The sequence below is a fragment of the Sphingomonas sp. AC522 genome (genome assembly GCF_979258125.1).
In genome coordinates, this window is record NZ_OZ409836.1 from 367,956 (window position 1) to 392,557 (window position 24,602).

A 24,602-nucleotide genomic window follows, 5' to 3' on the forward strand; every position below is an offset into this window, starting at 1 on the left:
GAGAAACTATGTCGATTCCCGTCCGTGCGCTCGGCGCCGCCTTGCTGGCAGCCGCTCTCGGCACTTCCGCCTGCGCGCCCGTGCGCTCGCATCAGGGTTATGTCGTCGACAAGGAACTGGTCGATGCGATCCAGCCCGGCGTGGATAATCGCGAATCGGTGCTCCAGACGCTCGGCCGGCCGACGCTGACCAGCCAGTTCAACCAGGGCGAATGGTATTATATCTCGCGCGACAGCAGCGGCCTCGGCTTCCAGAGCCCGCGGCCCCGCGAGCAGCAGACGCTGCGCGTGCGCTTCGATGCCAAGGGCAATGTCGTCGCGGTGGACCGCACCGGCACCGAGCTGATCGCGTCGATCGACCCCTATGGCAAGACGACGCCGACGCTGGGCCGCAAGCGCAGCTTCTTCCAGGATCTGTTCGGCAATATCGGCACCGTCGGTGCGCCGGGCGCCTCCCCCACGGGGGGCGGCGGCCAGTAATTTCCTGAAGGTCTGAGGGGTTCGGCCGCGTCGTGATACGCCGACGCGGCCGGTGCCCGTGAGCACGGCCCCTGAAAGGGGAAAAGGGACCAGGCACCAAAACGCGCTGTTAAGCATTTCGGTCCGTCAACGACCCCCGCTTCAGCGAATTGTGAAAATCACCTGGTCGACGACGCGCCCGCCCAAATCGACCAGCCGCAGCCGATGCTGGCCGCGTGGCGCGAGGATCAGCGGTTTCGAATCGGCTGACCCCAGATCCTGATTGTCGAGCATCAGCCGGTGGCCGAGCGCTTCGCCGGTCACCGACACCGCCAGCCGCTGATTGTCGCGCGGAATATCGGGATCGAGCGCATAGACGCTGCCGGCGACTGGATTGACGATGCGCGGACGCCGCGCCGACGCGGGCGCCACGGCAACGCGGGTCAGCGCAGTTCCCGCGATGAAATATTCGCGCCGCGGCTGCTCGATCCTGCGGTCGAACGAAATGTCGCGCTGCTCGATGCCCTCGGGCCGCGCCGGGGCCTTGCCGGGCGTCTGCTGGTGGAGCGCCATCATCATGTCGCGCCACACCGGCGCTGCCCCGCTGGTCCCCGAGACGGCGCGCATCGGATCGCCTTCGAGATTGCCCACCCACACGCCGACGGTGAACCGATCGGAGAAGCCGATGCACCAATTGTCGCGCATCGCCTTCGACGTGCCCGTCTTCGCCGCTGCCCAGAAGGGCAGCCGCAGCGCCGAATCGATCCCGAACGTGCCCGCGCGAGCATTGGGATCGGCGAGCATATCGGCGACGATCCATGCCGCCTGCGGCGTGGTGATGCGACGCGGCCGCTCGCGCTTGTCGGCAGCCGTGATCCGGAGCGGGCTCCAGCGCCCGGCCATGGCAAGGCTGCGAAAAGCTCCTACCTGCTCAAGCAGCGTCACTTCGGCCGATCCCAAAGCGAGCGAATAGCCATAATATTGGCCGTCCTCGACCAGCCCGCGATAGCCGGTATCCCACAGCCGGTCGCGGAACGGATCGACGCCGGTCAACAGCAACGTCCGCACCGCGGGAACGTTGAGCGAGCCGGCCAGCGCGACCCGCGCCGAAACCGGGCCCTTGAATGCCTTGTCGTAATTTTGCGGCACATACAGGCCTGAGGCAGTGTCGAGCTGGACCGGCGAGTCATCGAGGATCGAGGCGGCGGTCAGATACCCCTTCTCGATCCCGAGCGCGTAGAGGAACGGCTTGAGCGTCGATCCCGCCTGGCGGTACGCGGCTGCCCCATCCACCGCGGGCGCCGTCGATTCGCCGCCGATCCCGCCGACATAAGCCAGCACGTCGCCACTGGCATTGTCGACCACCACCACGGCGCCATCGCGGGCGCGGGTGCCGCCCAGCCCCTGAAGTTGGCGCTTTAGCGCGGCGATGGCGACGCGCTGGATGTTGAGATCAAGCGTGGTGTTTATCTTCGCGCCCGGCTTGGTCAGCAGGCGCGCCGAGAGGTGCGGCGCGAGCCCCGGATCCAGCGCCAGGCTGCGCGCAGGGCCGAGCATCGAAGCGGCAGCGCCCGCGAACCGGCTGCAATCCTTGTCATGGCTCAGTGCACAGGCGCGCGCCGCCACCTTGGTCGCTCCCGCACGCGGATCGGGCAAAAGCGCCGCAAGCAGCAGGGCATCGTCGCGGCTGAGCGCCGCCGGAGTCTTGCCGAACAGACCCAATGACGCCGCGCCGATCCCCTGCGCCTCGCCGCGAAAACCGGCGAGGTTTAAATAGGCTTCGAGGATCTGATCCTTGCTCCAGCTGTCATCGAGCGCCGAACCCGCGCGCATTTGCCGCAGTTTGTCGATCAGCCCGCGATTGCCCGGCGCGGCAAGTTCGGGCGCCAGATAGGCCGCAACCTGCATCGACAGCGTCGATGCGCCGCGTGCGCGCTGCCCCGACAGCCGTGCACGCAGCGATCCCGCGGTTGCCAACCAGTCGATCCCGCCATGCGAGCGGAAGCGATGATCCTCCGCCCCGACCAGCACATCGCGTGCAACCGCGGACACATCCTCCAGCCGCACCCAGCTCAGCCGCCGCGCCTGATAATCGACCCGCGTCGAATCGAGCAGCCGCCCGCGCCGATCGTAAAGCCACGCCTCGGAAGGCTGCCAATGCCCGCGCACCGCCGCATAGCCCGGAAGTGCCGGCGGCAGCGTTACCCAATAGAATGCAATGAATGCCGCCAACAGCGCCGATCCGCTCGCGAGCACGATCCGGCGCGGCGTGACCACACCGCGCCACCCGTTTTCGCGATAGGCTGCGCGCACACGCGCGAACCAGCCGTGCAGTCGCTCGGGCGTGTCGTCGATCCAGCGGACGGCCCGCGCTGCCCGCGGGAACCGTCCGCCCCATTCCTTCCAGTTCACCTTTGGGCGACCACCATCGGCTGGTTCGGGATCTGGGCGCGGATCTCGGGCGAGTACATCGCCTCGACGCGCGTTGCGGGCAGGCCGAAGCGCCCTGCCGCGTCGAGCCGCATCACATAGGACACGGTGAAGCTGCCGCGCGGCACCCAGCCATAATAAGCTCGCCAGGCATCGCGTCCGCGCTCGGTGAAGCTAGGCGGCACGCCTTCACTGGTGCCGCCCTGCGCCGCCAGCATTTCGGATTGGCCGCCGAGATTGCCGACGATCGTCGCGCCCGAAGGCACTGGATCGTTGATCACCACCCAATTGCGCTCGGCCGAGGCTTCGACCGTGATCGTGACCTTGACGATGTCGCCGCGCGTCCAGGCATTGGGTGTCAGCTGCTTGACTGCCTCGACCTTCTTGGTCGCCTTGTACCCCGCCATCAGTGGCTGAGTCAGCGGCACCGCCGCCTTGACACGGACGAACGCCCAAGGTCCGGAGCCGCCCGACTGCGTCAACACCAGCGGCGTGCTCTGTGCCGGCAGCGGCAGGCTGAACAGCCGCTGCGGCTCGGCGAGCGGCCAGCTGCGGCTGACGCTCGAACTGCCGAAGCTGGCGGTAGTGATCCCTGCAATCGCTTCTGCCGGATACGCCGCCATGAACTTGCGGGCGGCAACCGTGCCCCAGGCATTAGCGGGCGTGGTGTCCCAATGGCCACGCTGCTGGCGCATCGCGAGGCCGACCATCATCTTGGCGGTATCGTCCTGCCAGCCGGGGCGGCCCATTGTCCCCAGCAGCGCCTTGATCGCCGCTTCGTCGTCCGATGCCATCAGCCACCACGGCATCTTGCCCTTGTCGGAGATGTCGATCCGCGTGCCTTCATAGACCAGCCGGGTGCGCAGCGTCTTCTCGGCATCGAGGCGAAGCTGCTGGCCATTGGCAAGCCCGGAGACCTTGCCAAGCGCCACGGCATAGTCAGCCAGACTGGAGGTCGGCATCTCGCCCACGCCCATTCCGACCTGTCCGACCATGTTGGCAGTCGCCACGCCCGCACGCGCCAGAGCATTGAACGCCCCCAGCCGCTGAAGCCGCACATCACCATAATCCTCGCGCCGCAGACGTCCGTCGAGCACGCCCTTGAGCGCCTCGATCATCTTGCCGCGCGGCCCTTCGGGAAGCGGCAGCCCTGCCTCGGACGCGATCGAGAGGATATAGGCGGTCAGCGCTTCCGAGCCCGGCCAATCGCCGGGGAAGTAGCGCAGCAGGCCATCATTATCGAGATAGGCAGGCATCTCGCCGGTGATCGCGTTCCACATGCCGGTATCGCCCAGCGCGATCGCCTTGGATGCGCGCTGCTCGAGGCAATTATAGGCATAGGCCGCCATATAATCGCGGACCCCCTGGAGCGGCGGCGCGAGCGTGTCGGCTAGGCTGACTTCGACCATGCCGAACCCCGGCAGCGCACCCGTGGGAGGCGCAATCGTAAAGCTCGTGCCCGGGCCGACGCGGGCCAGGCTTGCCGCCCAGGTCTCGACCGGCACTGCGGGGATGACATCCTGCACGGTGGTAAGCTTGTCGAGTGCTTTGCCGTCCTCCGAGCGCGCCGAGACCGTCCAGGTCAGCCGCCCCTCGGCCGGCGGTGCAGTCAGGTTCCACACCACCGGCGCAGCGCCCCCCGCGGGAATCTCGATCGTCAGCGCCTTGCCCGTCGCGACGCGTGGGCTCAGCTCGACATTCGCCGTCACCTTCATCGGCTTGCTCGAGCCATTGCGCAGCGTGAACATCGCGCCGAACTGATCGCCGGTGCGCACCAGCTGCGGCACGCCGGCATAGATCGACAGATCCTGCGCGGTGCGCACGCTCGCCGATCCAGTGCCAAACAATTGCGCGCCGTCAGTGGCGATCGCGACGAGCTTGAACGACGTCAGCGCGTCGTTGAGCGGCACATCGACGCGGGCATGACCGTTCGCATCGAGCGCCACCTTGCCCTTCCACAGCAAAACCGGCTGGAAATTCTCGCGGTTGAGCCCGGAGAGATCGCCGCCACCGCCGCCGCCGGCCTCGACAGCCTTCTTGCCGTAATGACGCTTGCCGACGACTTGCGTCTGCGCAGTCGATGTCAGCACCGAAATAGGACGGTCGCCCATCATCGCCGTCAGCACGTCCCAGCTCTCGTTGGGCGCAAGCTGAAGCAGCGCTTCGTCCACTGCCGCGAAGGCGACGTCCGCGCTCGCCGCGGGCTTGCCGTCGGGGGTCTTGACCGTGACGTCCACCGCCGCGGTCCCGCGTGCGCCATAGCTCGGCTTGTCGGCCTTTACCGCCACGTCGAGCTTATGCCCTTCCCATCCAACCTTCACCTTGGCGATGCCGAGGCGATACGCCGGCTTAGCGAGATCGACCGTTGCGGTCGGCGCGCCGCCATCCTTCGAGAAGAAGGGCACACCCCAATCGCGCGCCATCGACGAGCCCCAATTGCTCCAGCCCGAAACGCGGCCGCGCACTGCCATCACGGAGACGAACACGTCGGGCGCATAATCCCCCGGCATCGGGACTTCGATCACCGGATCCTTGCCGCTGAGCCCCACGACGAAGCTCGAAAGCACACCCTCGCGCTCGACCGTCACCAGCGCGGTCGCGTCGCGGAAGGGCATGCGAACCTGGAACTTGGCGGTTTCACCCGCCTTGTATTCGGTCTTTTCGGGGATGAGGTCCATGCGGTCACCATTGTCGCCGCCGAACCACCAATCCTCGTCGCCCACCAGCCAGGTCGACTGTGTCGCGCGCGCGACATTGCCATTCGCATCCTTGGTGGTTGCCACCGCATAGACTTCGCCCGAGACGCCCGGATTAAGCTGGCAGCTCGCCAGCCCCTGCGCATCGGTGGTCGCCGAGCAGGTCGCGCCCAGCTTCGTGGTCTTCATCTGGTTGTCATAGGCATAGAAGCCGCCGATCAGCCGCCGCCGCGCCGTCAATATCTCGCGGCTGTAGAGCTCGACCGAGATCGACTGGCTAGCGAGCGGCTTGCCCTGGGTGTCGAGCGCGACGAAGCGCAGGCGCAGATCGTCCTGCTTCATCAGCCAGCCATCGGTCTTGACCCCGAGCTGGACCGCCGAGGGGTGTATGAAGATGCGCTTGCTGGCCGTCAGGATCTGGCCGTTGGCGTCCTGATAGTCCATCTCGACCGCCATCGCGGCGATCTGGTCGAGCGTCTGCGGCACTTCGATCGTGGTCCGCGCCGTTCCGTCCGCGCCGAGCGTCGCCGGCAAGGTCTGGGTGGGTGGCAGCTGGACGGTCTCGTCCTCGCCTTCGCCGTCCATCGGCTTGACGCCTTCGGTCATCGCCCGCCCGCCAAAGCTGTACGCTTCATAGCCGTCAGGCTTCCACGACGTGTCGTAATAGCCGACGCGCAATTCGACCGGCAGGTTCGAAGCGCCGCCGCCCGATAGATAGCCGACGAACAAGTCGAGCGGCAGCGAGGTCGGGCGCACCGCGGCCTCCTTCGGGCCGTTCACCGTCGCGCGCATTGTCGGCAGTTTATACTCGTCGATCTTGAACGATTGCTGCGTCCAGATCGTCTTCTCCTCCTCGCCCTGCTTGACCAGCACCTGGACGTCGTAATCGCCCATCTTGGCGCCCGCAGGCGCAGTCCATTCGGTCTCGCCGATGCCGTTGGCGTCGATCGTCAGCGGGAGATCGTATTTGGTGTCCGAGCCGCGATGCGACAGGCGCAGCTGGCCGGTGAATGCCGGCGACATGCCGAAGCCCGAGCCCAAAGGCTTGCGGACGATATGCTTCATGTGGATCGTTTCGCCCTGGCGGACGAGCGCGCGATCGAAGACGGTGTGGAACACGTCCTCGGCATCGCTATAGCCGTAATTGAGGTCGAAATCATAAGGCCGGATGCCCTGGCCCCAATCGGTGAGCGTGAAGCTGAAATCCTCGCCGGCACGCGCCGAGATCATCAGCGGGGCGCTGTTGCCGTTCTCACAGCTGGCATAGGTCTCGGGCTTGGGCAGCCCGGCGGGCACACTCAGCCGCCCCGATGCGTCGCTCTTGCCCTTGGCCAGCAATTGTCCGGTGCAGCTGTCGGTTACTTGCACATCGGCGCTGACGCCCTTGCCGGTATCGAGCGCAGTTACCCAGACCAAGGATTGCTCGCGGCCCCATTTGAAATGGACGCTCATATTGGTGACCAGCGCACCCGCCGCGACATAACGCGGCGCATTCCGGCCGAGCAGCGACTGGCCCAATTGGGGCGATGCGAGCTCGACGATATAGAATCCGGGCTTCTCGAGCGGAATTCCGACGACTTCGAATTCCTTGCCCTTGCCCGGCAGCCCAACCTTGAACGGCTTGCCGGTTGCGGGGGTCAGCAGCGGCTTGGCGCCGGTCTGGTTGATATAGGTGACTTCGTCGCCGTTCTTGACCTCGTCGGACTTGTCCTTCGCGGCGTCGCCGAGCGCGCGCAGCCACTTGGCGATCTCGCCGTCGCCGCCGGCAACCTTGAGGCTCTGCCCGGCCACGTCCATCCGGCTTCCCGCCAGCTCGGCCTCGACGTTGCGCACCGTCACCGGGAGCGTGGGCACGCCCTCCTTGGCTTCGATGATGCCGAAGTCGGCGGCGAACTTCACCAGCGGCGGCGGCGCGTCGAACTTGACGTCGAGCGGGAAGCGCTCGGCATTGGAAAGCTTGCGCCCGCTCTCGTCCGCCACATCGCCGGGCAGGCTGAGCTTGGCAGTGACCGCACCGGGTAGCGGTGCCTTGAACTTGAGGTCGGCGACATGCGCCTTGTTCTTGTCGTCGTCGGCGAAGATCGGAGTCAGCTGCTTACCATCGGGAAGCGTGATCCGCACGGCTTCGGCCTGCGCGCGCGGGATCGGCGCCGAGAAGCGCACCCAGGCATCCTGGACCGGGTTGCACCCCGCCTGCGGATTGACGCGCGAGCATTCGAAGCGCGCCGCGAAGGGCTTGCGCACCGTAAAATCGAAGCGCTGATCGGTCCCCGCGACGCGGCCCGACGGGCTCTTAATGTCCTTGCTCCAGACCAGCGCCATGTCGCGGCCGGGGGGCAGCGGACGGCGGCACTTGACTGCGACCACGCTCGCGAGCGCCGCGGCGCGATCCTCGGCCTTGGCGGGAAGCGCCAGCGGAAGCCCCGAATTGGTCAGGAAGCTCGATACTTCCCAGCGGTCGGCGCCCAGATCGGCGAGCAGCTTGGGCGCAACATCGCCGGACAGCACATCGACCGGGATCTTTTCGCCCACGCCATCCACGGCGCAATAGGCATTGGCTGCGACCGAAGCGCGATCGGGCGCGAGATTCGCGGCGACCAGGAATACCTGATCCTCTTCGATCTCGCTGCCATAGCGGCTGGGCAGCACTTCGCGCGCGATCGGCCCGCCGCTGTCAACGGTGAATTCCGCCTGGCCGACCACGTCGTATCCGCTCAGGCTCTTGAGCTTCTCGCGCCGTGCGAACTTACACGTGATCCCGCCCGGCAGCGGGTTCGCGAATTCATAGACGAAGGTCTGCTGATCGACCCAGCGCCCCTCGCCGCCGACCGCGCATTCGACGACGAACGGCGATGCCGCGCGCGGATCGCCCAAGGGTACCATTGCGGTGTTGAAGCGCGCAGTGAAGCGCTCGATCGCGCCGTTGCCGACGCCGGGAGTCGCCATTTCGACTTGCGGACTATTATCGCCGAACGCGGCGATGGCGCCAAAGGGGGCGGCGACCAGCGCCAATATCCCGAGCCGAGCAACGAGCTTCATGGCAGCCTTATCCCCTGTAGCAGCGCGGGCACCCTAACTCGCACGCGTAACGAGTCCAGCAGCGAATTAACCTTTGTGACTTGATCCCTTTCGGACCCAATCCTTGTTGCACCTCCGTTTCGGATGGTTTTCCCTCCGAATCGGGGGAATTGCCATGGATGTGAGCATCTTGGTGGCGGTAATAGACGCCGCCGCGCGCGAGGCGACGCTGTTCGCGGCGATCTGGTTTCTGGTCGGCGGCCTCGACGATCTGGCCGTGGACCTCATCTATATCACGCGCCGCATGCGACTGTGGCTTCGCCCGCCTCCGGGTACGCCTGCACCCGAAGATACCCCGCTTCCCGGGCGGATCGCAGTGTTCATTCCGGCCTGGGACGAATCGGCAGTGATCGGCGACATGCTGCGCGCCACGCTCACGCGCTTCGATCACAGCGACTATTTGCTCTATGTCGGGACTTACCCCAACGACCGGGCTACGATCTTCGCGGTGGCCGAGGTCGCCGCCACGGATATGCGCGTCCGCCTCGTCATCGGCTCCGAGGCGGGACCTTCGACCAAGGCCGGCTGCCTCAACACTCTCTGGCTAGCGATGCTGCGCGACGAGATTGCCGATGGCGAGACCGTCACTGCAATCGCCCTTCACGATGCCGAGGACGTTGTCCACCCGCTCGAGTTGCGGGTCTATGCGCAGTGGCTCCGGCGCTATTCCGCCGTCCAGATTCCCGTTCTGCCGCTGCCTCATCCGCGCTCGCGCTTCGTCGCCGGCCATTATCTCGATGAGTTTGCGGAAGCTCACGCAAAAAGTCTCGTCGTGCGCCAGGCGCTCGGCGCCGGCATGCCGCTCGCCGGGGTCGGCTGCGCAGTGCGGCGCGACATGCTTGAACAGATTGCGGACATGCGCGGCGGGACGCCGTTCGATGCGACATCCCTCACCGAGGATTATGAGCTCGGCCTGACCATTGCCGCGCTCGGTGGTGAAACCGCACTTGCGCGGGTGGCGCAGCGAAACGGCCAGCCAATCGCCGTTCGTGCCTTCTTCCCCGACACCTTCGGCGCGGCGATCCGGCAAAAAGCGCGGTGGCTCACGGGAATCGCGCTTGCCGGATGGGACCGCACCGGCTGGAGCCGGATCGGCGACTTCGGCGATCACTGGATGCGGATGCGCGATCGCCGCGCGGCGCTGGCCATGCCCGTGCTCGCAACCGCCTATGTAGCGATGCTGATCTGGGGCACCTCGCTCGGCGCACATCTGTTCGTCGGCGACGGCCCGCCGGCCCTGACGCCCTTCGTCGCCGGATTGCTTTGGACCAATATCGCGCTGCTTAGCTGGCGCCTGGGAATGCGTGCGCTGTTCGTATGGCGCGCTTATGGGCCGGGCGAGGCGTTATTGTCGTTGCCGCGGGCATTGGTGAGCAACTTCATCGCCCTGTTCGCGGCGCGGCGCGCAGTGATGCTCTATTTCAGGTTCCTGACCGGCGGCACGACGCACTGGGACAAGACCGCGCACCAATTCCCCGACAATATCGAGCGCGCCACCGCTTGAGTGCACGCGGCCAGCCCTTTCGCTTCCTCGCCGTCGTCGCAGTGGGCTGGGTCGGCGCCCGGATCCTCTTGCTCTGGCCCGAGACCGGCTCGCTGCCCGAGGCGATCAAGGCACTCGTGCCGCCCCGCGCCACGCCGCCACCTGCGCCCGTCCCGATCCCGCCCGTCACCGCACAGTCGAGCCCCCGGACGGCGAGAACATATCCAGCGCGCACCATCGCCGGACGATCTCAATCGCCGACAATATTTCAATTGCACGCCCCAACCGTCGCTGTTGAAGTGGACCAGTATCCTTCAGCCCCGCCAGCGCTGCCGCCGCGACTGGTACAGCCCCTCAACATCGCCTCGGTCGAGCCCCTTCCCAATCGCTGGTCAGCAAGCGGCTGGTTCGTCGCTCGCGCCGGGCGCGGTATCGGCGCCGCGCCTGGGGGCGGGCAACTTGGCGGCGGGCAGGCAGGCGTGCGGATTGCCTATCTCATCGCCCCGAGGCGGCGGATCGCTGCCTTCGCGCGCGTTACGACCCCGCTCGCCGGCCAGGGACGCGAGGCGGCGATCGGTCTTGAATGGCAGCCCACGCTCCTGCCGCTGCGCATCGTTGCCGAACAGCGCTTCGGCCTCGACGGCGGTCCCGGCGGCACGGGGCTCGGCGTGACCGGCGGGATCGACGCGCGCATCCGCGGTATCCGTCTCGAAGGCTATGGGCAGGCCGGCGCGATCTCGCGCCACCGCGTCGAACCCTATGCCGATGGCGCCATCCGTCTAAGCCGTTCCGTAGCTCCTCGGCTGGCACTTGGGGTTGGCGCTTGGGCAGGTGCGCAACGTGACTCACAGCGGCTCGATATCGGACCCTCCGCCACGCTCTCTCTCGGCCAAGTCCGCGTCTCGCTCGATTGCGGCATTATGTAGCAAACGCACCAAGGCGATTACGGGTGTCATCGCCTGTGATGACGTACGCCGCCGTAGGCGGCGCGTCGCGTGATTAGCGGAGCGGCCTTAGCTTGCCTTGGGCATCTTTTGGCACGGATGCTCTTCCAAGCTGGCGTTCTCGTATCCGCCGTATTCAGTCTCAGCGGGCAAGCCGTCCATACGTCTGCAAAAGAAGGTCTTGAAGCGCGCTCCATGAGCCGCCGCATAATCGATGTACCCGATGATGTAGGCCGGATACTCCCGGCGCTTGCGAACCTTGAAGGCCGGAAGATCGAGCGGCGCACCTGGCACGCAGATGTCATTGGAAATGAGTTTGGAAAGCCGGGAAGCCTGAAAGAGCGGCGCGTCTCGGAGAGCATAATAGACCTCAAAATCCGTAGCGTTGGTCTTGCCGATGTTTACGACCTGAATCGTGATCATCGCCCCGTCGCGCGTCCCGAGCGGGGCGGGGTCGGCTCGAACCGCGTTGATGCGGATAATGGCTCGGTCTGCTCGTATGAGCGCCTGTCGTGCGGTCTCAGCGTCTCGCGCTGCACGTTGAGCTACTGCCTTGGCGATAACGTTCGCCTCATTCGTGCCGTCCGCCGCGCGCTTGGCGAAGACGGCAGCGGCGAAAGCAGCAAAAAGAGTAAGCCCGCCGATTATGGTCCCGGCCACGACCCAAGGGTACATCTTCGCTGTCCATACAGCGGACTCATGCGCGGCATCTGCCGCCTTCCACTGGGCGCAAAGGTCGGAGCGACGCTCATCCTTACCCTGCTCGCAGCCCCAATCGGTGTGCTCGGGTTTGTTCGACTCGTTCAGGGCCGCGGCAATATCGCGAAGGGACTGTTCTACATTGGCTTGAGTGTCGGCCTTATGTGCGCCGGGCCGTTCTTGTTGTGGTGGTGAAGCGGCTAAGACTAGCCATCCGAAAGCCGCAAGGACGATGCACCGATAGCCTCTAGGCATTGTATCAAGAACACCGCTGTAAATTTACCCCGGCTGATCTTGTTGCGCACGTTAGGCTCCGTGTCCATCACGCCTATTTCCGCGAGCTTCCCCACTAGCTGCGCATAGGTAATGCCCTTCCTTGCCAGCTCGGCTTTCAGGAGGCGCTTGACCTTATCCTCCCATTCCTTTTCCTTGACCGGCATTGCATCGCTCCGTGATGTGAAATGTCATCATATGCGATACGATTGCCGTTGACAACAGTGCGCAATGCCATCATATTGAGTGCATAAGCACTGGAAACGATGACATGCAACACTTTCTCCTCTCCGCCGCCGCCCGTACCCTGAGCCTCAAGGCCGTCTTTCAGATGGGCGAGACGAAGGCATATGAGACGTTCTGCGAACTGCGCTGGCCTGAGAATGACGGCGAAGCGGTTTGCCCCAAGTGCGGCTGCACCGAGACTTACAACATCACGTCGCGCCGCCGCTTCAAGTGCGTTGCCTGCTATCACCAGTTCAGCGTCACCAGCGGCACGATCTTCGCGAGCCGCAAGCTGTCGTTCACGGATCTACTCGCCGCAATCGCGATCTTCGTGAACGGCGCAAAGGGCGTGTCGGCGCTCCAAGTCAGCCGCGACCTGGACGTGCAGTACAAGACCGCTTTCGTCCTCTCGCACAAGCTGCGCGAGGCTATGTCGCTTGAGCAGCAGAACCGCTCGCTCAACGGCGTCGTGGAAATCGATGGCGGCTATTTCGGTGGCTACGTGAAGCAGGAGAACGTCAAGGCCGATCGCAAGGACCGCCGCCTAGCTCAGAACCGCACCGGCAAGCGCCAGTGCGTTGTCATCATGCGCGAGCGGGGCGGCAAGTCGCTTCCCTTCGTGGTTCGCACGGAAGGCGATGCCGTACCGTTCGTTCGCGATCACGTTGGCACGCTCGCCACGATCCACGCCGATGAAGGCACCGGTTGGGATGCTCTGCACGCCGGTTGGGATACGAAGCGGGTCAATCACTCGGTTCAGTTTATGGACAAGGGTGTCTGCACCAATCAGGCGGAAAGCTACTTCTCGCGCCTTCGCCGCATGGAAGTCGGTACGCACCACCACATCGCAGGGCCGTACCTGAACGCATATGCGCAGGAGGCTTCGTGGCGCGAGGATAACCGCCGCATCGCCAACGGGTCGCAGGCGATGCTTGTTGCTGAGAGCGCGATGGCTTCGCCGGTGTCGCGCAAGTGGGCGGGGTACTGGCAGCGCGCCGGTTGAACATCATGAGAACGCGCAAATAAGGCTATGTCTGTGCCTAAATATGGGCACAGGGCTCCCAGGAGGCCCGTACAGCGGTTTTAGCGGAGTAAGTGGAGCTTGAGCGCATAATCCACAGAAACGGGCGCCCTGAGGCTTAAAACCCGATTCACCACTTGCTGGATTGAGTCGTTTCGGCTAGACGCAAATAAGGGCCGAGAAGCGGCAAACTTCTCGACCCTTGGTTTGATGCAACGACCCCGAAGGTTCGTTGGCTGCGATCGCACTAAGTTTCTACGCTTTTTGTAATACGCAGTCAACGTCCTTTGGGCTTAAATGCCGAAAGGACGGGGTAATGAGCGGATAAAAGCAGCAGCCGATTTAACGGCTAAACGCATTCCTGACAGAACAAATCAAACTTGCGAACGGACCTAGTGCCGCAGGGAGCTTCATTGCGACCTCGCCACAAACCCGACCGTAAAGGAGGCTGTTGAGGCGTGATTTCGCGTCCTCTGCATCATGCGCGCTTATCTCCAGCGCGTAAGAATCGCCACCGTGATTATAGTTCACGAGGAATGTTTTCATAAAAGCAACCTAACTCGATTGGATTAAAAAATGACCTATTGGCTTTATGTGGACGCGAACCGTCAGTGGCGCTGGCAGCTGACAGCCGGAAACAACCGGATCATCGCTAACTCCGGCGAAGGCTATCACAACAAGGCAGATTGCATCTCCGCAATCAACCTTGTTGCTGGCTCTAACGGCGCGCCCATCCGGGAGCGCTAGCGGATCGGGCGCGCGCCGTGCGATGGCGCGCGCCCTTTCACTCTACCTGCGAGACCAACCGCCACCGCAACTCCCCACCGTTCCCGTACCGCTCGCCGGTCACCCGCCCCTGCGTACGCATCTTGTGCAGAGCATCACCAACCCGCTTGCGTACGTTGGTCACCAGCGCCTTGTCAGCCGTATCCCAGCCCCGTTCGCGCACCAGTGCCGTTGCCACCCCTAGCGTCGTTACAGCGCCTTCTTTGCGCAGGCTGTCCATCACGAAGCGGTACAGACCGGTAGTGCCAGCGCCCCGCCGCTGATGCTCTGTCGCGGGTACGTGCAGCGGATCGAACACCCGGATTGCCGCCTCTATCGCAGCTAGCGCGGACTGCTTCACCGCTAGCGCATCGGATGCCTCCGCTATGTCGCCTAGCAGCTCCTTGTGCTTGCGCAGGAGGCCGAACACCGTTTGCTTGTATGAGTCCGTCATACGATGACATTACGCATCGCAGGCGGTTACATCTATCTAGCTCTTGGTGCAGTTGCTACATAATGCCGCTCGATTGGCGGCAACGCATTGCGGGCCGTGCGCGGCCGGGATCGGGGCTGGCACTCACGCTCGGCGGCGATTTCTAGGTCGCCAGCTTTTGCACCGTCGCGCATGACGCGGTATCGCACGGCGCCAATGGACCTGTACCTTCCTATCGCCAACCTCTCGGTCAACGCGCTCGTCATCGCCGCGCTTGGGCTTGGCGTCGGACTGCTCTCGGGGATGTTCGGTGTCGGCGGTGGGTTCCTCACCACGCCTTTGCTCATCTTCTACGGCATTCCGCCGACGGTCGCCGCGGCATCGGCAGCGAGCCAGGTGACCGGCGCCAGCGTCTCGGGCGTGTTCGCGCATTTCCGGCGGGGCGGCGTGGACGTGCATATGGGGCTGGTGCTCGTCGCTGGTGGCGTGATCGGCAGCCTCGCAGGCGCGGCGCTGTTTACGCTGCTTCAGGCGCAGGGGCTGATCGATACCGTGATTGCTGTGCTCTACGTGCTGATGCTGGGTTCGATCGGCGGGCTGATGCTCCACGAATCGCTTGGCGCGATCCGCGTCACGCATGGCCGCGCGCCGGCAAAGCCACGGCGGCGAAGGCACCATCCGCTGGTCGCCATGCTTCCCCTGCGCTGGCGCTTCTATCGATCAGGACTCTATATTTCGCCGCTGGCGCCGCTGATCCTGGGCTTCGCGACCGGCATATTGACGATCCTGCTCGGCATCGGCGGCGGGTTCATCCTCGTGCCGGCGATGCTCTACTTGCTGGGCATGGGCACGCAGGTCGTGGTCGGCACATCGCTGTTCCAGATCCTGTTCGTCACTGCGACGGCGACGATGGTCCACGCCACCACCACCAAGGCCGTCGATATCGTGCTGGCGGCATTGCTGCTGATCGGATCAGTGATCGGCGCTCAGATCGGTGCGCGGTTGGCACAGAAGGCCAAGCCCGAATATCTGCGGCTGCTGCTCGCGGTGATCGTGCTGCTGGTCGCGGCACGGATGCTCCTCGGCCTCGCCTGGCGACCCGACGAGATCTACACGGTCGAGCTGCTGTGAAGCGGCTCGCGCTGATCCTGCTCGCACCGCTGCTGATGGGGCAAGCCAAGCCGGTACTGGTGCCCGACGTTTCGCAGCGCGATATCGAGATCGCCTATTCGTTCACCGGCGCCGAATTGCTGCTGTTCGGCGCGATCCTCTATCCTGGGGGCCGCGTGCCCGCAGATGGCGAGAAGCCGGCGGACATCGTCGTCGTCGTCAAGGGACCGACCCAGGCGGTGCTCGTCCGCGAGAAGGAGAAGGTTGCGGGCATCTGGGTCAATGCCGAGCGGATGCGCTACCGCTCGGCGCCGAGCTTCTTCGCGGTCGCCTCGTCCAAGCCGATTCGCAACCTGGTCGATGAACGCACTCGTGCAATCTACGAGCTCGGCGTCGACAGCCTGCAATTGTCTCCGGCGTCGGGCGCGGTGCCGCAGGTTCAGGACCGGTTCGACAAGGGACTGGTCGATCTGCGCGCGCGCAGCGGGCTCTATTACGAAGCGCCCAGGGCAGTCGAGATCACCGACGGCGTGCTCTATCGCGCCCGGCTCAAGATTCCCGCCCGCGTTCCCGTGGGCCGCTTTACCGCCGAGACCTTCCTGATCCGCGACGGGCGTGTGCTCGCGGCGGCGGTTCGCCCGATCGACATCCGCAAGTCCGGCTTCGAGCGCTTCGTCGCGACCAGCGCGGAAGAACATAGCTGGCTCTACGGCGTGGTCGCGGTAGCGTTATCAATCCTGTTCGGCTGGGGCGCTGGCGCGATCTGGCGTAGATTCTAAAGCTATAGAAACTCATCGGATATTTACTTCCATCCGCCAGAAAGACCCTGACAACGGGGAGCTCTCGATGGAAGGCCAGTTCGGCGCGCGCCAGTTCGACAACGCGACGCCCGTCTCTTCGGACCCGGCGCCCCTCGCGCGCGCGGCGCTCAAGCCCATCGGGGCGGTGCTCGAGATCGCCGGCTCGTCGAGCCAGATTCTGCTCGATCCGCATGAACTCGAAGCACTCGCCAGCCATGCCGACGGCGTGATGGCCAATGCCGGGCAGGTCGGCGCGCAGGTCAAGATGCGCGTCGGCACGACCTGGCTGATCGCCAACGTTCGTTCGCTGCGGCTCGACGGCGACCATATCGCCGCGCAGATCGACTTCCTCGGCGAAGGCGACGAGGAACGGCTGACCGGCAAGCTCTACAAGTTCCGCCGCGGCGTCACCCGCTATCCGACGCCGGGCTGCGCCGTCTTCCCGGTCTCGACCGCCGATCTCAAGCAGATCTACGCTGCCGAGGACCGCGCCCATATCGAGATCGGCCACGTCTACCCGACCAAGGACATCCGCGCCGCGCTCTATATCGATGCGATGCTCGGAAAGCATTTCGCGCTGCTCGGATCGACCGGTACTGGCAAATCGACCGCCGCGGCCCTGATCCTCCACCGCATCTGCGAACGGGCGCCGCAGGGCCATATCGTCATGATCGATCCGCACGGCGAATATGCCAGTGCGTTCAAGACCAATGGCGCACTCTACGACGTCTCCAATCTGGCCATGCCCTATTGGCTGATGAACTTCGAGGAGCATTGCGAGGTCTTCCTGACCACCGAGGGCTCGGACCGCCAGGTCGACGCCGATATCCTCGCCAAATGCCTGCTGCTCGCCAAATCCAAGAACCGGCTGGCGGCCGAGATCGGCAAGCTCACCGTCGATGCGCCGGTACCCTATCTGCTCAGTGACCTGACCCAGATCATCCAGCTCGAAATGGGCAAGATGGACAAGGCGACCGACACCGCCCCCTATCTCCGCCTCCGCTCCAAGATCGACGAGATCAAGGCCGATCCTCGCTACGCCTTCATGTTCTCCGGCATGCTCGTCGCGGACACGATGGCAAGCTTCATCGCGCGCATCTTCCGCCTCCCCGGCGAAGGCAAGCCGATCTCGATCATCGACGTCTCGGGCGTGCCGAGCGAGATCACGTCGGTCGTCGTCGCGGTGCTCAGCCGCATGGTGTTCGACTTCGCGATCTGGTCGCGAGGCGAGCCCAAGCGCCCGGTGCTGCTGGTCTGCGAGGAAGCACACCGCTACGTTCCCAACGAGCGCAATGCCGATGGATCCTCGGTCGGCCGCATCCTCAGCCGCATCGCCAAGGAAGGCCGCAAATACGGCGTGTCGCTCGGCCTGATCACGCAGCGGCCGTCGGATCTGGCCGAAGGGGTGCTCTCGCAATGCGGCACGATCCTGTCGATGCGATTGAACAACGAGCGCGACCAAGCTTTCGTCAAGGCGGCAATGCCGGAAGGCGCGCGCGGCTTCCTCGATTCGATTCCTGCCCTGCGCAACCGCGAATGCATCGCGGTCGGCGAAGGCGTCTCGACGCCCATCCGTTTGCTCTTCGACAATCTCGAGGAAACCAAGCGCCCGGCCTCCGAAGACCCGCTCTTTTCCGAGCTGTGGCGCGATTCGGGCGGCGAGGACCAGATCCTCGAGCGCACGATCAAACGCTGGCGCGCGCAGGGAAAATAAGCGGCGATCGCGGCATATCGGGCCGCGAATCTTCCCAATCTTCGCACTGACCAAGGGGGTGGCTTGGCGGCGGATCGATTTGGGCCGCAAGAGGATGGGCAGGCTGATGGCGACGGATCGGAGTCGTCCTGGGAACATAATACGAACATGGCAGGTTCGACCGCTGTAGGACAGCGCTTTACCGGCGGATTGCTCCCGAGTTGGCGCGCTCGATCGACGCAACCCATTCGCAGAAGAATGAAGAAGCGGGCCCCCGGGTCAAGCCCGGGGAGACGATCAGAGAAGGTCTCTCGGGAAAATCGTCACTGACGCTGAAATGCTGCGTATCCAGCTATCGCCCAAGCGCTAGTCCTCGTCCCGCTCCAGCCCATGGCCGACGGGCACCGCCATCATCGCGCCGAGCCTGGCGCGGAACAGGCCGAGATCGCCGCCGCTCAGTTGCTTGGTCGAACTGAACGAGATCGAGCGCGGGTTCACTGCCACGCCGTTCTTGTACCATTCGTAATGCAAATGCGGGCCGGTCGACATGCCGGTATTGCCGACGGCGCCGATCTGCTGGCCCTTGCGGACGGCCTGGCCGGGGCGGACATAGATGCGGCTGAGATGGCCATAGCCGCTGCCATTGCCGGCGCCGTGCGTGATGCGGATGAGATTGCCATAGCCCGAGCTGCGGCCGGCGACCTGCACCACGCCATCGGCTGCGGCGAAGACCGGCGAGCCCCAGGCGGCGGCGATGTCGACGCCCTTGTGCATGCGGCGATAGCCGAGGATCGGATGGCGGCGCACGCCGAAGCCCGAGGAGAAGCGGCCATTGGCGGGCATGCCCATCATGCCGGTGGTGTTGCCCTTGCCCGCGCCATCGAACCATTCGGTCTTGCCGCTGGTTTCCCAGGGCAGCATCTGAACGTTGTTCGCGCAGCCGCTGACCCCGGCATACATGAGGTTGCCGAGCTGGACTTCGCCGGTTTCCGCGCGCGCCTGGCCCAGGATGATGTCGAACTTGCAGCCCGAGCCGAGCCGCGACACGGGCACGCGGCTGGCGAGCGTCTTGATATAGGCCTCGACTGCCTTGGCCGGCGCACCCGCGGCACGCGCCGAGCGATAGAGGCTGCCGCCGATCGTGCCCTGGATGCGCAGCGGCGTGCGATCGATCGCGATCGGGATTTCCTTGAGGCTGAGCCCGCCACCGGCGCGCGACACTTCGATCTTGAGATCGAAACGCGCACGCAGCGCCAGCTTCTCGAGCGGGCGCGGCTGCGACTTGTCGACGCGGCGGCCGAGCGTCAGATCGAGCATCGTGCCGGGCTGGATTTCGCCGAGCGCCACAGCCTTGGTGATCAGATTGCCGATGGCACTGGCATCGCCTTTGCCGACGCCCGAGCGCTGCAGCGCGCCGAGCAGGGCATCGCCCGAGGCGAGCTTGACGTCGAGATTGATCATCGGCCGTTCGGGCGTGTCGGTGAGCGGCGAAACCAGCTTGGAGGCAGCGACGCGATACCCCGTGGTCGCGCCCATGCCGAGCGGACGGATAGACTGCGCCCGCGTGGCGTCGAACTCGGCGCCGGTCATCTTGGGCGGGACGGTGCCGTAGATCGGATTTTCGAAACCTGGCGCGAGCAGCAAGGTCAGCGCGCAAAGCCCGATGCAGGTGGCGGCGCCGCGATACCAGGTGAGCGTGCCGATCCGCGAACCGAGATCGGGCATGACGTCAAAATCGGAAAAGCGGCGGCGGAATTTGGCAGTGAAAACGTCGGGCGCGGCGATCAGCGCACGCCCGCCGGCGCCGCCCATCGTTCCATTGCTGTCGTCGCTACGCACGAACAAGGCTGAACGCCCCCCAAATACGGTTCGCAAAATAGGCCGCATCCCCCGGCTCTGGGTACAATCACTGTGGAGGCGAGGCCTTAAAGTCAAATTAAGCAGCGCCTCTGGGTGTCCCACCTGCGATGAGTTGTGCGCTAGTGAAGATGAAGGGAGGGCTTTACCAACTTCGCCAACGAAACCAATGTGGTTAACTTACGTAGGTCGCACCGGGGTGGTTGCGATTCATGCGAGTCGCGACGATCTTGCAGATACGATGAGTCAGTTCGCGCGTTCCCCGATCACGGCAGTGCTTGGACCCACCAATACCGGCAAGACGCATCTCGCCGTCGAGCGGATGTGCGGGCACGCCAGCGGCATGATGGGCTTTCCGCTGCGGCTGCTGGCGCGCGAAGTCTATGACCGGGTCGTGCGGATGAAGGGCGAGGCGCAGGTCGCTTTGGTGACCGGCGAGGAGAAAATCCTGCCGCCCAACGCAAAGTGGTTCCTGTGCACCACCGAGAGCATGCCGCTCGACCGGGAGTTCGCGTTCGTTGGCTTGGATGAAGCCCAGCTGGGCGCCGATCCCGAGCGCGGGCATGTCTTCACCGATCGGCTGCTGCGCGCGCGCGGCTTTGCCGAGACGATGATCCTGGGATCGGACTCGCTCAAGCCGATGCTCAAGGCATTGGTTCCGGATGCCGAGATTATCGGGCGCCCGCGCTTTTCGACACTGAGCTATGCCGGCGCCAAGAAGCTTTCGCGGCTGCCGCGGCGCAGCGCGATCGTCGCGTTCAGCGTCGAGGAAGTCTATGCCGTGGCCGAAGCACTGCGGCGGCTGCGGGGGGGCACTGCAGTGGTGATGGGGGCGCTCAGCCCGCGCACGCGCAACGCCCAGGTCGAGATGTTCCAGGCCGGCGAAGTCGATTATCTCGTCGCCACCGACGCGATCGGCATGGGGCTCAACATGGATGTGGCGCATGTCGCCTTTGCCAGCCTGAGCAAGTTCGACGGGCGCCGCCAGCGCCGGCTGACGGTCGCCGAGATGGCTCAGATCGCGGGACGCGCGGGGCGGCATCAGCGCGACGGGACCTTTGGCGCGCTCCACGAAGAAGGGCCCAACGCCTTCGCCCCCGAAGAAGTGCTCAATATCGAAGCGCATCGGGTCAAGCCGCTGGAGCGGCTGTTCTGGCGCGAGGGCGAGCCTGATTTTGCCAGTGTGGACGATCTGATCGCCAGCCTGGAAACCAAGCCTGCGCATGAGGTTCTTCGCGCCGCGCCGCAGGCAGTCGATCTCGCAGTGCTCAAGCGGCTGGCCGACGAGCAATGGGTGCGCGACCGGGTGCGTTCGCCCTTCATGGTTGCGCGGCTATGGGCCGCATGTGGCTTGCCCGATTTCCGCAAACTCGGCGTCGATCCGCATGCGCGCTTCGTCGGGCGGCTGTTCGGGCATTTGAGCGAGGGGCGCGGGCATGTGCCGCACCAATGGTTTGCCGACGAAATCCAGAGGCTCGACAATATGGGCGGCGATGTCGAGACGCTCGCCGGGCGCATCGCTGCCGCGCGCAGCTGGGCCTATATCGCGCACCGCCCGGACTGGCTGGAGGACCCGTTCCACTGGGCCGAGCGCACTCGCGCGATCGAGGAGAAGCTATCCGACGCGCTCCACGCCAGCCTGACGCAGCGCTTTGTCGACAAGCGGACGACGGTGCTGCTCCGCCAGATCGGCGCAGACGCCTCCAACCTGCCGGTGACGATCGGCGCCGAGGGCGAAGTTAGCGTCGAAGAGCATGTGCTGGGGCGGCTGGAGGGGTTCCGCTTCCAGGTCGATCCGGATGCTCGCGCGGCCGACAAGCGGATGCTGCTGGCGGCGGCGGAGAAGAGGCTGGCGGGGGAGTTGCGGACGCGGGGGGAGGCGCTGGCCGGCGCCCTTGATGACGAGCTTTCCTTTTCACCCCGGCAGAGGCCGGGGCCGAGCGCTGAAACCAGCAGCGCTGAGGCTGGGCCCCGGCCTTCGCCGGGGAAAATAGAATGGCGTGGCATCGAGGTTGCGTCCCTCCAACCCGGCGCGAGCCTTGCCCGCCCGAAGATCGTTCTCGATCGCGCGCTGGACGTGCTCGATCCCCCCGCGCGCATCGCAGTGAAGGCCCGCATCCACACTTGGTTCGCCAGCCAGATCGTCAGGCACCTTCCCGTCTTTGCGCAGCTCGACGCCGTCACGCGCGATCCCGGTGCCGGCGCGCCGCTGCGGGCGCTGGCGGGGGTGCTGCTAGAAGCGGGCGGGCTGCTCCCGCGCCGCGCCGCCGCGCGGCTGATCGACTCGCTTGAGCCCGATGCGCGCAAGGCCCTGCGCAAGCTGGGCGTGACGATCGGGACGCTCGATTTGTTCGCTCCCGCCTTGCTCAAGCCCGCCCCCGGGCGGTGGCGGCGCGAATTGATGGGGCTCGGCGATGCGCCGCGCGACGGCGCCACGGTGCTCCCGCGCAATGCGCCGGGCGCCGACTTGCCGCATGGCTTTCGCCCGCTTGGCAGCCAGGCAGTGCGCGTCGATCTGGTCGAGCGCATCGCCCGCGCCGCGCATGACAGCCGAAAGGGACGCAAGCCTTTTGCCCCCGATCCTGCACTCGCCACCTCCATGGGGGTGAAGCCCGAGACGCTGGCGCGGCTGATGGCCCAGCTCGGCTTCCGCACGGCCAAGGGCCGCGAGGGCGAGCCGCAGCGCTGGATCTGGCAGGGCCTGACGCCGGTGGCCGAGGTCAAGCCGCCGCCCGCCGACAATGCCTTTGCGGCGCTTGCAGCGCTTCGCCATGGCTGAGGGCGAGACCATGCGGCTCGACCGCTTCCTGTGGTTCGCGCGCCTCGCCAAGACGCGCTCGGCGGCGCAGGCCATCGCCGAGAAGGGCACGCTGCGGATCGACGGTCGCCGCATCGAGCGCTCCGCCGCGCCGGTGCGCATCGGCTCGGTGCTTGCCTTTCCCTTGTTCGGCAAGGTGCGGGTACTTCGCGTCGAGCTGCTCCCCTCGCGCCGCGGTCCGCCAGCCGAGGCGCTCACCTGTTATCAGGACCTCAGAACTGAGAACGTCTCGCAGGAAGCGCCGATTGATTGACGCAGCGAATCCCCGGGCATAGCAGGGGGCCGTTCGTTCGTTCCAAGGGGCCCGCTTGCCATGACCTATGTCGTCACCGACGCCTGCATCAAGTGCAAGTATATGGATTGCGTCGAGGTCTGCCCGGTGGATTGCTTCTACGAGGGCGAGAACATGCTCGTCATCAATCCGAGCGAATGCATCGATTGCGGCGTCTGCGAGCCCGAATGCCCGGCCGAGGCGATCCTGCCAGATACCGAGAACGGCCTGGAAAAGTGGCTCGAGCTCAACAAGACCTATTCCGAGGAGTGGCCCAACATCACCCAGAAGGGCGATGCGCCGGCCGATGCCGAGGAGCATAAGGGCGAAGAGGGCAAGTTCGAGAAATACTTCTCGGCCGAGCCCGGCACCGGCAGCTAGGCACTATTCCGCGAGCGATTTGATCGTTTCGGCGAACTCTGCGCGGCGCCCCGGATCGGGATCGCGTTCCGAAGCGATCTTCAGCCATTCGATTGCCTCGGGCAGCACACTGCGATCGATGTGCTTCGCGCCATCGCGAACCGTGATCAGCCGCTCGAACACTTCGCGCACGATCAGGCCGGCGGCATCGGCGCGGCCCTTGGCATATGCCACTCGCCACCATCGCGCCGCCTCGACGTGATTCCTAGCAGTGCCGTCGCCGTTCCAATGCATCTGGCCGACCAGGAAGGCGGCGTTGGCCTGGTCCTGCTGCGCAGCGGCGCTGAGCCAGCGGAACGCCGCAGCCGTATCGCGCGGAACGACCTCGCCCATCAGCAGATAGCTGCCATAATCGGTCTGGGCATTGGCGTTGCCCGCCTCGGATGCTTCGCGGCACAGCGACAGGCCCCGCGCGACGTCCATCGGGCCGCCGCTTCCGCTAATCAGCATCGTGCCCAAAGCGCATTTGGACTGCGTCCATCCCAGCGCCGCACCGCGCACGTAAAGCGCTCGCGCGCGTGCTTTGTCTTCGGGGCGACCGCTGCCCTTCTCGAAGCACAGGGCGATATTGTGGGCAGCATCCCCGCGCACCGCCGCCGCCCGCTCGTGCCAATCGCAGCCCTTGGCCGGATCGAGCGTGAAACCAAGCCCTCCACGGATATGAGCCTCGCCGGCAAGCTCGGCCGCACTCATGTCGCCGCCCTCGGCCAGCGCACTCACGCGGCGGGCGAAATCGCCCGGCGGCAGGGATTCCTGGGTAGCGACCAATGCCCGCAATTCCTGTGACAATCCCGGATCCTCAGCAGGAGCGGTTTGCATCAGGAGGAGCAGAAGACTCAGCAGCATTGCCAGACTATGCCGCGCCGGCATGTCGGCTGCAAACGCGGTGCCCCTATGCAACAGGCGCTCGTCGTCGAGTCGCCTGCCAGACCCGAAATTCGAAAATCCCGCGCGCCCATTGCTGCAAATTGCAAAAAAGCTGCGGAAAACCGTAATTTTCCGCACCTGCACAGTGACGCGGGTGTGGTAATTTTATTGCGGGCGTGCTACACAGGCAATGACGAAGGCGAAAAACCGCCTTTGCCCGGAGAAGCATATTCAGTTTGCCCCGATCGCCAGCCCAGCCGT

At 65.2% G+C, this 24,602-nt stretch carries 18 protein-coding genes; 11 read left to right on the forward strand and 7 right to left on the reverse strand.

Annotation, left to right across the window (positions count from 1 at the left end):
- The first annotated feature begins 8 nt into the window (after positions 1–8).
- Complete coding sequence (locus ACZZZM_RS01915; RefSeq protein ID WP_463593423.1) at positions 9–479, forward strand: outer membrane protein assembly factor BamE; 471 nt, start codon at positions 9–11, stop codon at positions 477–479.
- A gap of 141 nt (positions 480–620) precedes the next feature.
- Here the strand turns inward: ACZZZM_RS01915 and pbpC are convergent, their stop codons facing one another.
- Both pbpC and ACZZZM_RS01925 read right to left on the reverse strand, forming a co-directional pair.
- A complete protein-coding gene (pbpC, locus tag ACZZZM_RS01920; RefSeq protein ID WP_463596358.1) occupies positions 621–2,717 on the reverse strand; it encodes a penicillin-binding protein 1C in 2,097 nt (698 codons plus the stop codon).
- Positions 2,718–2,866: 149 nt separating this feature from the next.
- The gene (locus tag ACZZZM_RS01925) at positions 2,867–8,623 is read right to left on the reverse strand and encodes an alpha-2-macroglobulin family protein (protein WP_463593424.1); all 5,757 of its coding nucleotides are present in this window, start codon (positions 8,621–8,623) and stop codon (positions 2,867–2,869) included.
- A gap of 154 nt (positions 8,624–8,777) precedes the next feature.
- Between ACZZZM_RS01925 and ACZZZM_RS01930 the strand changes: the two genes are divergently transcribed.
- Entirely contained in the window at positions 8,778–10,166 is a 1,389-nt protein-coding gene (locus tag ACZZZM_RS01930; protein WP_463593425.1) for a glycosyl transferase family protein, read from the forward strand.
- Complete coding sequence (locus ACZZZM_RS01935) at positions 10,163–11,071, forward strand: hypothetical protein (protein ID WP_463593426.1); 909 nt, start codon at positions 10,163–10,165, stop codon at positions 11,069–11,071. The genes ACZZZM_RS01930 and ACZZZM_RS01935 overlap by 4 nt, the downstream gene beginning before the upstream one ends.
- Before the next feature lie 87 nt (positions 11,072–11,158).
- Here the strand turns inward: ACZZZM_RS01935 and ACZZZM_RS01940 are convergent, their stop codons facing one another.
- Together ACZZZM_RS01940 and ACZZZM_RS01945 are read right to left on the reverse strand one after the other, a co-directional pair.
- On the reverse strand, positions 11,159–11,764 hold the full coding sequence (locus tag ACZZZM_RS01940) for a hypothetical protein (RefSeq protein ID WP_463593427.1): 606 nt from the start codon (positions 11,762–11,764) through the stop codon (positions 11,159–11,161).
- A 230-nt stretch (positions 11,765–11,994) separates the two neighbouring features.
- A complete protein-coding gene (locus ACZZZM_RS01945) occupies positions 11,995–12,228 on the reverse strand; it encodes a DUF6471 domain-containing protein (RefSeq protein WP_463593428.1) in 234 nt (77 codons plus the stop codon).
- A 104-nt stretch (positions 12,229–12,332) separates the two neighbouring features.
- Between ACZZZM_RS01945 and ACZZZM_RS01950 the strand changes: the two genes are divergently transcribed.
- Both ACZZZM_RS01950 and ACZZZM_RS01955 read left to right on the forward strand, forming a co-directional pair.
- Positions 12,333–13,289 (forward strand): IS1595 family transposase, encoded by a 957-nt coding sequence (locus ACZZZM_RS01950; RefSeq protein WP_463593429.1) that lies wholly within the window; start codon positions 12,333–12,335, stop codon positions 13,287–13,289.
- 594 nt (positions 13,290–13,883) lie between these two features.
- Positions 13,884–14,054, forward strand: coding sequence for a YegP family protein (locus tag ACZZZM_RS01955; RefSeq protein WP_463593430.1), 171 nt, complete (start codon positions 13,884–13,886; stop codon positions 14,052–14,054).
- A gap of 37 nt (positions 14,055–14,091) precedes the next feature.
- Here ACZZZM_RS01955 and ACZZZM_RS01960 read toward each other — a convergent pair whose 3' ends face one another.
- Entirely contained in the window at positions 14,092–14,526 is a 435-nt protein-coding gene (locus ACZZZM_RS01960; protein ID WP_463593431.1) for a hypothetical protein, read from the reverse strand.
- Between the two features lie 195 nt (positions 14,527–14,721).
- Between ACZZZM_RS01960 and ACZZZM_RS01965 the strand changes: the two genes are divergently transcribed.
- The 3 genes from ACZZZM_RS01965 (at position 14,722) to ACZZZM_RS01975 (ending at position 18,129) form a co-directional block, all read left to right on the forward strand.
- On the forward strand, positions 14,722–15,636 hold the full coding sequence (locus tag ACZZZM_RS01965; protein ID WP_463593432.1) for a sulfite exporter TauE/SafE family protein: 915 nt from the start codon (positions 14,722–14,724) through the stop codon (positions 15,634–15,636).
- Positions 15,637–15,671: 35 nt separating this feature from the next.
- The gene (locus ACZZZM_RS01970; RefSeq protein WP_463596359.1) at positions 15,672–16,394 is read left to right on the forward strand and encodes a TIGR02186 family protein; all 723 of its coding nucleotides are present in this window, start codon (positions 15,672–15,674) and stop codon (positions 16,392–16,394) included.
- 67 nt (positions 16,395–16,461) lie between these two features.
- Positions 16,462–18,129 carry an ATP-binding protein gene (locus ACZZZM_RS01975; protein WP_463593433.1) on the forward strand — a complete coding sequence of 556 codons (1,668 nt, stop codon included), beginning with the start codon at positions 16,462–16,464 and terminating at the stop codon, positions 18,127–18,129.
- Positions 18,130–18,474: 345 nt separating this feature from the next.
- Here ACZZZM_RS01975 and ACZZZM_RS01980 read toward each other — a convergent pair whose 3' ends face one another.
- A complete protein-coding gene (locus ACZZZM_RS01980; RefSeq protein WP_463593434.1) occupies positions 18,475–19,947 on the reverse strand; it encodes a peptidoglycan DD-metalloendopeptidase family protein in 1,473 nt (490 codons plus the stop codon).
- A 259-nt stretch (positions 19,948–20,206) separates the two neighbouring features.
- Between ACZZZM_RS01980 and ACZZZM_RS01985 the strand changes: the two genes are divergently transcribed.
- From ACZZZM_RS01985 to fdxA, 3 genes are read left to right on the forward strand one after another with little or no spacing between them, the layout of a single operon-like run.
- Entirely contained in the window at positions 20,207–22,744 is a 2,538-nt protein-coding gene (locus tag ACZZZM_RS01985) for a helicase-related protein (protein WP_463593435.1), read from the forward strand.
- Positions 22,737–23,036, forward strand: coding sequence for an RNA-binding S4 domain-containing protein (locus ACZZZM_RS01990; RefSeq protein WP_463593436.1), 300 nt, complete (start codon positions 22,737–22,739; stop codon positions 23,034–23,036). The genes ACZZZM_RS01985 and ACZZZM_RS01990 overlap by 8 nt, the downstream gene beginning before the upstream one ends.
- A 60-nt stretch (positions 23,037–23,096) precedes the next feature.
- Positions 23,097–23,435, forward strand: coding sequence for a ferredoxin FdxA (fdxA, locus tag ACZZZM_RS01995; protein WP_463593437.1), 339 nt, complete (start codon positions 23,097–23,099; stop codon positions 23,433–23,435).
- Between the two features lie 3 nt (positions 23,436–23,438).
- Here fdxA and ACZZZM_RS02000 read toward each other — a convergent pair whose 3' ends face one another.
- Positions 23,439–24,320, reverse strand: coding sequence for a tetratricopeptide repeat protein (locus ACZZZM_RS02000; protein WP_463593438.1), 882 nt, complete (start codon positions 24,318–24,320; stop codon positions 23,439–23,441).
- Between the last annotated feature and the right edge of the window lie 282 nt (positions 24,321–24,602).